We start from the raw sequence: 8,790 nt of genomic DNA on the forward strand, positions 1-8,790 counted from the left end.
GCCGCAGGAGCCGGAAGCGACCTACGGCGTCACAGGGGGTTAGCGCGAGCTCAGCTGTAGTCGCCGGGATGGCAGCCAAAGGCGTCCGGCTTCTGCATCAAGCCTTCGCCGGGCACGATCTCGACCACATCGTACCAGTCTTCCTTGGTCTTCATGTCCTTCTGCTGCTTGCCCTTGACGATGATCACCGGGCGGACGCACTGATGGTCCTCGGGGCGGTAATGCACGTCGCCGACCAGGGACGGCAGCGTCTCGCCCTTCTCATAGGCCTTGATCACGTCGGGCGGGTTGAAGCTGCCGGCCTGCTCGCACATGCGGGCCCAGTGCGCGAAGCTGACATAGGCGTTCTCCGCGCCCCATTCCGGCTTGTAGCCGTACTTCTTCTCGAAGGCCTCGTTGAACATCTTGGCGAGCGGAAACTTGTCCTCGAGCGTCCACCAATAGTCGGTCGCGGCGTAGACGCCCTGCATCAGCCCGCCGGTCTCGCGCGCGATGAAGGGCACCTGGTAGGGGACGACCAGCTTCATCTTGTCGAGCACGCCGAACTGCTTGGCCTGCTGGGTCGACAGCACCGCGTCGTGGCCCCAGTTGACGTTGATCAGCACGTCGGCGCCGGAATTCGCGACGTTCAGCAGATAGGAGGAATAGTCGGGCGCGCCGAGCGGCGCGACCTGGTTGGTGACGGTGGTCCAGCCGGCAGTCGCAAGGAAGTCCTGCATCGACTTGGTGACGGTGTGACCGTAGGTGTAATCAGGCGTGAGATACGCAGCCTTTTTGCCCTTGCCGAACTCCTTGACCATGACGGGGCCGATCGCCGCCGCGGCGGTCTGGCCGAAGAAGTTCTGGCGGAAGCCGTAGCGGACGCAGTCCTTGCCGGTGGTGTCGTTCGAGCCGGAGATGCCGCAGACGAAGATCACCTTCTCGCGCTGGGCGAGCTTGTTCAGCGCGACCGCAACGGCGCTCGAGGTGCCGCCGGTGATCATGATCGCCTTGTTCTCGCTGATGAAGCGCTGCTGCGCCTGCACCGCCTCGTTCGGCTTGGCCGCGGAATCCGCGACGCCGAATTTAAGCTCCTTGCCGAGCACGCCCTTGCTGGTCTTCGGCGAGATCTTCTTGATCAGGTCGTGACCGCTGTTGATGTGCTCGATCGCGAGCTGATAGCCCTTGAGCTCGTCCTCGCCCTGCACGGCATAGGTGCCGGTGCGCGGCACCGAGATGCCGATGAAGGCGGTGGAGCCCGAAACGCCCGCGGGATAGGAGCCGACGGCCGGCTTGTCCTCGGCGAAGGCCGGCATCGCAGGCAGCACCGAGCCGCCGATGAGGCCTGCCGTGGTCTGGAGCAGGCCGCGGCGCGAGAGGCCACGGCGAATGAGATGGTCGGTCATGATCGTTTCCTCCGGATATCGTTCTTGTTTGCAGGCAAAACACGACCTGTCCGGCGGCAACCGGCCTCGAAAGGCCTGCCTGCACCGGGCGCGTCACATCCGCGTGTAGCTCCTGGACCTAAACATTGCTCGTGAGCACCATCTGTCAATTTCGCCTTTGGTCGAACGACGAAAATTATCGCGTGAAAACATATCGGATCACGATATATATTAGCCTTTGTGAGTACGAGATTGGCAGGTTCGGCGAGAGAGATGCCGCGGCAGACGACAGTAGCGGGTACCCGGAAGCGACGGTCCTGGCCGCAAGAGGCGGAGCGGCAGGAGGCGGCGTGGCCTGCCGGGGAGGGAAGCGACCAGCGCGCATCGCCGCAGTCCGGCGATGCCTCGCGCATGCCGGAGTCGCGCGGCCGGTCCGCCGGGCAGCGGGGGCCGGCCATCGGCTCCGTTCAGGCCAAACGCACGCCGGTGCCGATGCAGAGACTGAGCGTGCGGGCCCAGAATGTCCTGAAGGAGCTCGCGGTCGAGCTCACCGGCGAGCAGCCGCCGAAGGGGACCTGGTCGCCCTCGCGCGAGCTGCTGCTCGCACTGACGGCGGAGCGGCTTGCGACGACGCGCAATTGCGGTCCTCACACCATGCGGGAGATCGTGGACTGGGCGCAGGGCTGCGGCGTGACCATCAAGCCGGTGATCCCGCCCGGCGGCTCGCTGTCGCAGATGTGGGGCGAGTTGATCACGAATGCATCCGAAGGCGCCTTGACCAGCGCCGAGATCGCCAGTGCGCTCCAGCGCTCGATCAGGCGGAAGAGCGTTCGTATTCCGATCGCGTTTCAGGTCATCCTGGTGAAGATCCTGCTCTCCAACTTCGAATAGGAGGGCTGCAAAGCCCGCTATATTTGTGCATCTGCGAGGCCCATCGGTGGTTCCGCCCCGCCTTCCTTGCTAGTCTCGGCAGCGCCCGCTCCGCCGGCGGGCGGAGGTCGAAAGGCACGGAATGGCTGACTCGAAGCGGAAGACGGGACGCACGGCGCGTGCTGCGCCCTCGAGGGGCGGCGCGATGCGCGAGGCTGACTACGCCGCGCTCGCCCAATTCCGCTACCAGCTGCGCACCTTCCTCGCCTTCAGCGAAGCGGCGGCCCAGAACGCCGGATTGACGCCGCAGCAGCACCAGGCGCTGCTGGCGATCAAGGGATTGGCCGACCCCAACGGCGCCAGCGTCGGCGACATCGCCGGCTTCCTCCTGATCCGGCACCATACGGCGGTGGAGCTGGTGGACCGCATGGCGAAGTTGAAGCTGATCGGCCGGGAGGCCGATCCCGAGGATGCAAGGCGCGTCCTGGTCAAGCTGACGGCCAAGGGCGAGCAGAAGCTTCGCTCGCTCTCGCGCATTCACCTGGACGAGCTGAGCGCCGCTGCACCCGCATTGGGCAAGATCCTGCGATCGTTCCTGGCAAAGGTGCGCTGAGCAGGGATCAGGCTGCCGCGCCTTGTGCGGCGAGCTGCGCGGCCTGGTGTTCGGTGGTCAGCGCGTCGGTCAACTCGCCGAGCGCTTCGCCCGCGATCACCTGCGGCAGCTTGTAGAGCGTCAGGTTGATGCGGTGGTCGGTGACGCGGCCTTGCGGAAAATTGTAGGTGCGGATGCGCTCGGAGCGGTCGCCTGAGCCGACCTTCTCCTTGCGCTCGGCCGACCGTGCCGCATCGACGCGCTGGCGTTCGGCGTCGTAGATGCGCGAGCGCAGAATGTTCATGGCCGAGGCGCGATTCTTGTGCTGCGACCGGCTGTCCTGCATCATCACCACGATGCCGGTCGGGATGTGGGTGATGCGGATCGCCGATTCGGTCTTGTTGACGTGCTGGCCGCCGGCGCCTTGCGCGCGCATGGTCTCGATGCGCAAATCGTCGTTCTTGATGTCGACGTCGACGTCCTCGACCTCCGGCAGCACGGCCACCGTCGCGGCCGAAGTGTGGATGCGCCCCTGCGTCTCGGTGTCCGGCACGCGCTGCACGCGATGCACGCCGGACTCGAACTTCAGCTTGGAGAACGCGCCGCGGCCCTGCACCTCCGCGATGATTTCCTTGTAGCCGCCGACGGTGCCTTCGCTGGCCGAGATCACCTCGACCTTCCAGCCCTGCAAGGCAGCGAAGCGCTCGTACATCCGGAACAGGTCGCCGGCAAACAGCGAAGCCTCGTCGCCGCCGGTGCCGGCGCGGATTTCCAGCACCACGTTGCGGTCGTCCATGGCGTCCTTGGGCAGCAGCGCAACGCGAATCTTCTGGACCAGCTCCTCGATTTTCGGCGCGAGCTCGTCGCGCTCGGCTTCCGCCATGCCGCGCATCTCGGCATCGGTCGCGGGATCGGCGATCAGCGCCTCGGTGTCGGCGAGTTCTTTGACGGCAGACCGATATGCCTTCACCGCTTCGATCAGCGGGGTGATCTCGGCGAGCTCGCGCGTGATCTGCACGTAGCGCTCGGAGGCGAGCTGTCCCAACGATTCGGCCTCGAGAGAGGCATGATGTGCAAGGAGCACGTCCAGTTTGGCTTCGGGGAGTGACGACATCGGTTCAGTCTCAAATGGCGGAAGGAGGCGAGGCGGCAGGGAGCGGCGACAGGCCCGCTACAACGCCAGGCCTTCGGCCTCGGCGAATTCCGTCAGTTTCTGCCGGATCGAGACGCTGCCCGCCGGCGCGTCGAGGAGCGGACCGAGCACGGCTTCGGCCTTCTTTGCATCGAGATCGATGACCATGGCCTTCACCGGACCGAGCGCGGTTGCCGAAAGCGACAACGAGCGGTAGCCCAGCGCAATCAGCGCCAGCGCGCCAAGTGGCTTGGACGCCATCTCGCCGCAGAGCGAGAGCGACTTCTTCGCCGCCTGTGACTTGCGTGCGATCTCGCGCAGCGCGCGCAGGATCGGCGCCGACATGGTGTCGAAGCGCTCGGAGACCTTGGCATTGCCGCGGTCGACCGCGAACAGGAACTGGAACAGATCGTTGGAACCGACCGAGATGAAGTCGACCTTCTTCAAGAGCTCGTCGAGCTGATAGAGCAAAGCGGGGACCTCGACCATGGTGCCGATGTCGATACGCTCCGGCAGCGTGTGGCCGTGCTGGCGCAGATAAGTGAGCTCGCGTTCGACCAGCGCCTTCGCCGAATCGAATTCGGCGACCTCCGAGATCATCGGGAACATGATGCGCAGCGCGCGGCCGCCACCGGCGCGCAGCAGCGCGCGGATCTGGCCGCGCAGCAGGCCGGGACGATCGAGCCCGAGCCGGATCGCGCGCCAGCCGAGCGCGGGATTTTCCTCGATCACGGCTTCCATATAGGGCAGCGCCTTGTCGCCGCCGATGTCGAGGGTGCGGAAGGTGACGGGCTTGGTGCCGGCCGCATCCAGCACGGTGCGATACAGCGCCAGCTGGTCGCTGGTGCGCGGCAGGCTCTGGCCGACCATGAATTGCAGCTCGGTGCGAAACAGGCCAATGCCGGCGCTGCCGGTGTCCTCGATATGCGGCAGGTCGATGGCAAGGCCCGCGTTGATCATCAGCTCGACCTTCTGGCCGTCCCTGGTGACGCAGGGCAGGTCGCGCAGCGCCAGATATTGCGCCTGGCGGCGGGCGCGGAAGCGCACGCGCTCGGCGAAGGCCGCCTCGACTTCCTGCGAGGGGCGCACATAGATCGAACCGGAGGTGCCATCGACGATGATGGCATCGCCGGGATCGGCAATGCCGGGCGCGTTCGGCACCTCACCGACCGCGGGGATGCCGAGCGCGCGCGCCACGATCGAGACGTGGGAGTTGGCGGTGCCTTCCTCCAGCACGATGCCGCGCAGGCGCTTGCGGTCGTAGTCGAGCAGCGCCGCCGGGCCCATCGCGCGGGCGATGACGATGGCGTTGTCGGGCAGCTGCTCGCGCGAGGGCGCGTGGTCCTGGCCGACCAGCTGCCGCATCAGGCGGTAGCCGAGATCCTCGAGATCGTGCAGCCGGTCGCGCAGATAGGGGTCGGTCGAGCGCAGCATGCGCGCGCGGGTGTCGGACTGCACGCGCTCGACGGCGGCTTCCGCTGTGAGGCCGGTGGCGACCGCCTCGTGCAGCTTGTGCGACCAGCCCTGGTCGTTGGCGAACATGCGATAGGCTTCCAGCACCTCGCGATGCTCGCCGCCCTCGGCGACGTCGCCGCGCTCCAGCATGCGGTCGAGATCGGCGCGGAGCTTGGCCAGCGCGGTGTCGAGCCGCTTGATTTCCTTGGGCAGGTCCTCGGCGATGTAGTCCTTGATGACGACGCGCGGCTCGTGCAGCACGACATGGCCGAGCGCGATGCCCTCCGACAGGATCGCGCCGACCTTCTGCGCGGAATGGCGCGCGGCAGGCTCCAGCCCCGGCTGGGCCAGCGCGGACAGCTCGCCGGAGGCGATCAGCTCGGCCAGCACCATCGCGGTGGTCTGCAGCGCCTCGAGCTCCTCCTCGACATAGTTGCGCTTGGCGCGGTTCTGCACCACCAGCACGCCAAGCGTGTTGCCGGCCCGCAGGATCGGCACGCCGAGGAAGGAGTGGTAGATTTCTTCGCCGGTCTCCGGGCGGAACGAGAAGGCCGGGTGGGTTTGCGCATCGCTCAGGTTGAGCGGCGTCGCCTCGCTGGCGACGAGGCCGACCAGGCCCTCATGGGCGCTCAGCACGGTGTGATGCACGGCCTCACGGTTGAGGCCTTCGGTGGCGTAGAGCTCCAGCGTGTTGTCGATGCGCAGCACATAGACCGAGCACACCTCGGCCACCATGTTGGCGGCGATCAGCACCACGATCTTGTCCAGCCGCTCCTGGGCCGAGACCTGTTCCGCCATGGTTTCGCGGAGCCGTCTCAACAAGACGCGGGGACCTCCCGACGCGCTCCGCATGTCCCGTCAATCTCCTCCGTGTGCCCGGCCCGGCCGTATCGGCCGGCGGCTGGCCTAAAATTCCAGAAAAACAACCAATTTGTTTGTCCGGCGCCGGCACAAGCCCAAAATCCACTGGAGATTTAGCGCTTGCACCGAATCAGCGCCGCCTAACTGGGACACAGTCTGCGGCAGCCCACCCTGTTCGCCGTATAGCGAATTGAGGCTTGTTTTGCCAAGCAAAACGCCTGCCAAACGCGAAGGTGTGTACACCTTCGCGTTTGCTGCGACCGCTAAGAGAAAATTAGTCCAGGCATGGTCCGGAAAGTGCGAAACGGTTTTCCGGAAAGACCATGCTCAAACAACAACCTGAAGCGCGACGATGGTCGCGTTTCAGGCCTGATCGAGACCGTAGAGCGTGTGCAGGGTGCGCACCGCGAGCTCGGTATAGGCGGTATCGATCAAAACCGAGAATTTGATCTCGGAGGTTGTAATGGCCCGGATGTTGATATTCCGTCCGGCGAGGGCCGAGAACGCCTGGGCGGCGACGCCGGCATGGCTGCGCATGCCGCTGCCGATCACCGAGATCTTGGCGACGTCGGTGGCGGTATCGAGCCGCGCGTAGCCGATCTTGCCCTTGGCGGCGGTAATCGTGTCCTTGGCGCGGGTATAGTCGGCCGCCGGCACCGTGAAGGTGAGGTCGGTCGTCTTGCCGTCCTCGGAGACGTTCTGCACGATCATGTCGACGTTGATGTTGGCTTCTGCCAGCGGGCCGAAGATCGAGGCCGCAACGCCCGGCTTGTCCTCGATCTGGCGCACCGAGATCTGGGCCTCGTCCTTGGAGAAGGCGATACCAGTGACGACGTGGCTTTCCATGATCTCCTCCTCGCTGCAGATCAGCGTGCCGGGCGGCTGGTTGGCATGCGGGTCGATATCCTCGGGCTTGTCGAAGCTCGAGCGGACGAAGATCGGCATGTTGTGGACCATGCCGAGTTCCACCGAGCGGACCTGGAGCACTTTGGCGCCCTGGGAGGCCAGTTCCAGCATGTCTTCGAATGCGATCTTGTCGAGCCTCTTGGCCTTCGGCACGATTCGCGGGTCGGTTGTGTAGACGCCGTCGACGTCGGTGTAGATGTCGCAGCGGTCGGCCTTGACGGCGGCGGCGATCGCCACGGCCGAGGTGTCGGAGCCGCCGCGGCCGAGCGTGGTGATGCGGTTGGTCTTCGGGTCGATGCCCTGGAAGCCGGCGATGACCGCGACTTCCTTGCGATCCTTGAAACGGCTGATGATCTCGCTGCCGTCGATGTCCTCGATCCGGGCCGAGGCGTGGGCGTCGCTGGTCTTGATCGGGATCTGCCAGCCCTGCCAGGAGCGGGCCTGGATGCCCATGCCCTGAAGCACGATGGCAAGCAGGCCGGATGTCACCTGTTCGCCGGAGGCGACGACGGCGTCGTATTCGCGCGCGTCGTGCATCGGCGAGGCCTCGGTGCACCAAGCCACCAGCTCGTTGGTTTTGCCGGACATCGCCGAGACGACCACGGCCACTTCGTGGCCGGCGTCGACCTCACGCTTCACATGGCGTGCGACGTTGCGGATACGTTCGATGTTGGCGACGGATGTGCCGCCGAATTTCATCACGAGGCGGCTCATGACGACGCGTGCATTCCCTCATAAGGATAAGTATGGTGACCCGCGCGAGGCGATGCCGCAGGCCCGACCGCGCGTATACAGAGGGGCGGGGCCGGGGGCAAGCGGGTTCCTGCTGCGGCCAATCCGGGCAATGGGTTATCAGAGGTTATGGCGCGCTATATTGACGAAATCCTGCAGCCCGGGGAGCGGGTGCTGTATTCGACCAATGCGCATTGGATCTTCTATTTTCCGGCGATTTTGGCCTGGATCGTGGCCTTGGGCCTGCTGATCCTGTCGCGGCAGGCGGCCGTCGACTGGCTCGTTTTGCTTTGCCTGGGAGCCGCAAGTGTCGCGGCGCTGGCGGCCGTGTATTGGACCCTCAAGGGCTGGTTCCACCGCTTCACCACCGAGACCGACGTCACCAATCTCAGGGTCGTGCACAAGACCGGCTTCATCAAGCGCCGCACCTTCGAGATGGCGCTCGACAAGGTCGAGAGCGTCGATGTCGATCAGACCATCCTTGGACGTATTCTCAACTACGGCGACGTGACGATTCGCGGCGTCGGCGAGGGGATCGAGACGATCAAGACCATCGCCTCGCCGCTCGCCTTCCGTAGTTCGATCACCACGCGGTAGGACCGCGCGTAACCATGAGCATGCAGCAAAATACTTCCCTCTCCGCCAGCCCGCAGCCGGGCTCGACCGTCGACGCCGCCGAGATCGCAAAATTCTCGAAGCTCTCGGCGGAGTGGTGGGACCCCAACGGCAAGATGGCGCCGCTGCACCGGATCAACCCGCTGCGGCTCGGCTACATCCGCGACGCCGCCTGCCGCAAGTTCGAGCGCAACGTGCGCAGCCTCAACTGCCTCGGCGGCCTGCGCGTGCTCGACATCGGCTGCGGCGCCGGCCTGTTGTGC

General features: G+C 65.5%; 7 protein-coding genes and 1 pseudogene. 4 read left to right on the forward strand and 4 right to left on the reverse strand.

Annotation, left to right across the window (positions count from 1 at the left end):
• Nucleotides 1-50 precede the first annotated feature (50 nt).
• Complete coding sequence (locus IC66_RS0131095) at nucleotides 51-1,385, reverse strand: substrate-binding protein (protein ID WP_038950268.1); 1,335 nt, start codon at nucleotides 1,383-1,385, stop codon at nucleotides 51-53.
• Nucleotides 1,386-1,775: 390 nt separating this feature from the next.
• On the opposite strand from IC66_RS0131095, the gene IC66_RS0131100 reads away from it, so the two are divergent.
• Together IC66_RS0131100 and IC66_RS0131105 are read left to right on the forward strand one after the other, a co-directional pair.
• A complete protein-coding gene (locus IC66_RS0131100; RefSeq protein ID WP_049801891.1) occupies nucleotides 1,776-2,255 on the forward strand; it encodes a hypothetical protein in 480 nt (159 codons plus the stop codon).
• A 121-nt stretch (nucleotides 2,256-2,376) separates the two neighbouring features.
• Entirely contained in the window at nucleotides 2,377-2,847 is a 471-nt protein-coding gene (locus IC66_RS0131105; RefSeq protein WP_028141902.1) for a MarR family winged helix-turn-helix transcriptional regulator, read from the forward strand.
• A gap of 7 nt (nucleotides 2,848-2,854) precedes the next feature.
• Here IC66_RS0131105 and prfA read toward each other — a convergent pair whose 3' ends face one another.
• The 3 genes from prfA to IC66_RS0131120 all read right to left on the reverse strand — a co-directional run bounded on the left by prfA (nucleotide 2,855) and on the right by IC66_RS0131120 (nucleotide 7,894).
• Nucleotides 2,855-3,940 (reverse strand): peptide chain release factor 1, encoded by a 1,086-nt coding sequence (prfA, locus tag IC66_RS0131110; RefSeq protein ID WP_028141901.1) that lies wholly within the window; start codon nucleotides 3,938-3,940, stop codon nucleotides 2,855-2,857.
• Between the two features lie 57 nt (nucleotides 3,941-3,997).
• Nucleotides 3,998-6,265 (reverse strand): phosphoenolpyruvate--protein phosphotransferase, encoded by a 2,268-nt coding sequence (gene ptsP, locus IC66_RS0131115; protein WP_038950269.1) that lies wholly within the window; start codon nucleotides 6,263-6,265, stop codon nucleotides 3,998-4,000.
• A gap of 372 nt (nucleotides 6,266-6,637) precedes the next feature.
• Nucleotides 6,638-7,894: an aspartate kinase gene (locus tag IC66_RS0131120; protein ID WP_038950271.1), complete on the reverse strand. Its 1,257-nt coding sequence runs from the start codon at nucleotides 7,892-7,894 to the stop codon at nucleotides 6,638-6,640.
• A 147-nt stretch (nucleotides 7,895-8,041) separates the two neighbouring features.
• Between IC66_RS0131120 and IC66_RS0131125 the strand changes: the two genes are divergently transcribed.
• Both IC66_RS0131125 and IC66_RS0131130 read left to right on the forward strand, forming a co-directional pair.
• Nucleotides 8,042-8,509: a PH domain-containing protein gene (locus IC66_RS0131125; RefSeq protein ID WP_038950272.1), complete on the forward strand. Its 468-nt coding sequence runs from the start codon at nucleotides 8,042-8,044 to the stop codon at nucleotides 8,507-8,509.
• Between the two features lie 14 nt (nucleotides 8,510-8,523).
• A pseudogene (locus IC66_RS0131130) lies at nucleotides 8,524-8,790 on the forward strand (bifunctional 2-polyprenyl-6-hydroxyphenol methylase/3-demethylubiquinol 3-O-methyltransferase UbiG); the annotation flags it as partial.

The sequence above is a fragment of the Bradyrhizobium genomosp. III genome, from assembly GCF_000261705.1.
GTDB classification, from domain to species: Bacteria; Pseudomonadota; Alphaproteobacteria; order Rhizobiales; family Xanthobacteraceae; genus Bradyrhizobium; species Bradyrhizobium ottawaense.

Coding starts and splice junctions, on each gene's coding strand:
- IC66_RS0131095 (WP_038950268.1), bottom strand. CDS start 1,385: ATGACCGACCATCTCATTCGCCGTGGCCTCTCGCGCCGCGGCCTGCTC.
- IC66_RS0131100 (WP_049801891.1), top strand. CDS start 1,776: ATGCCGGAGTCGCGCGGCCGGTCCGCCGGGCAGCGGGGGCCGGCCATC.
- IC66_RS0131105 (WP_028141902.1), top strand. CDS start 2,377: ATGGCTGACTCGAAGCGGAAGACGGGACGCACGGCGCGTGCTGCGCCC.
- prfA (WP_028141901.1), bottom strand. CDS start 3,940: ATGTCGTCACTCCCCGAAGCCAAACTGGACGTGCTCCTTGCACATCAT.
- ptsP (WP_038950269.1), bottom strand. CDS start 6,265: ATGCGGAGCGCGTCGGGAGGTCCCCGCGTCTTGTTGAGACGGCTCCGC.
- IC66_RS0131120 (WP_038950271.1), bottom strand. CDS start 7,894: ATGAGCCGCCTCGTGATGAAATTCGGCGGCACATCCGTCGCCAACATC.
- IC66_RS0131125 (WP_038950272.1), top strand. CDS start 8,042: ATGGCGCGCTATATTGACGAAATCCTGCAGCCCGGGGAGCGGGTGCTG.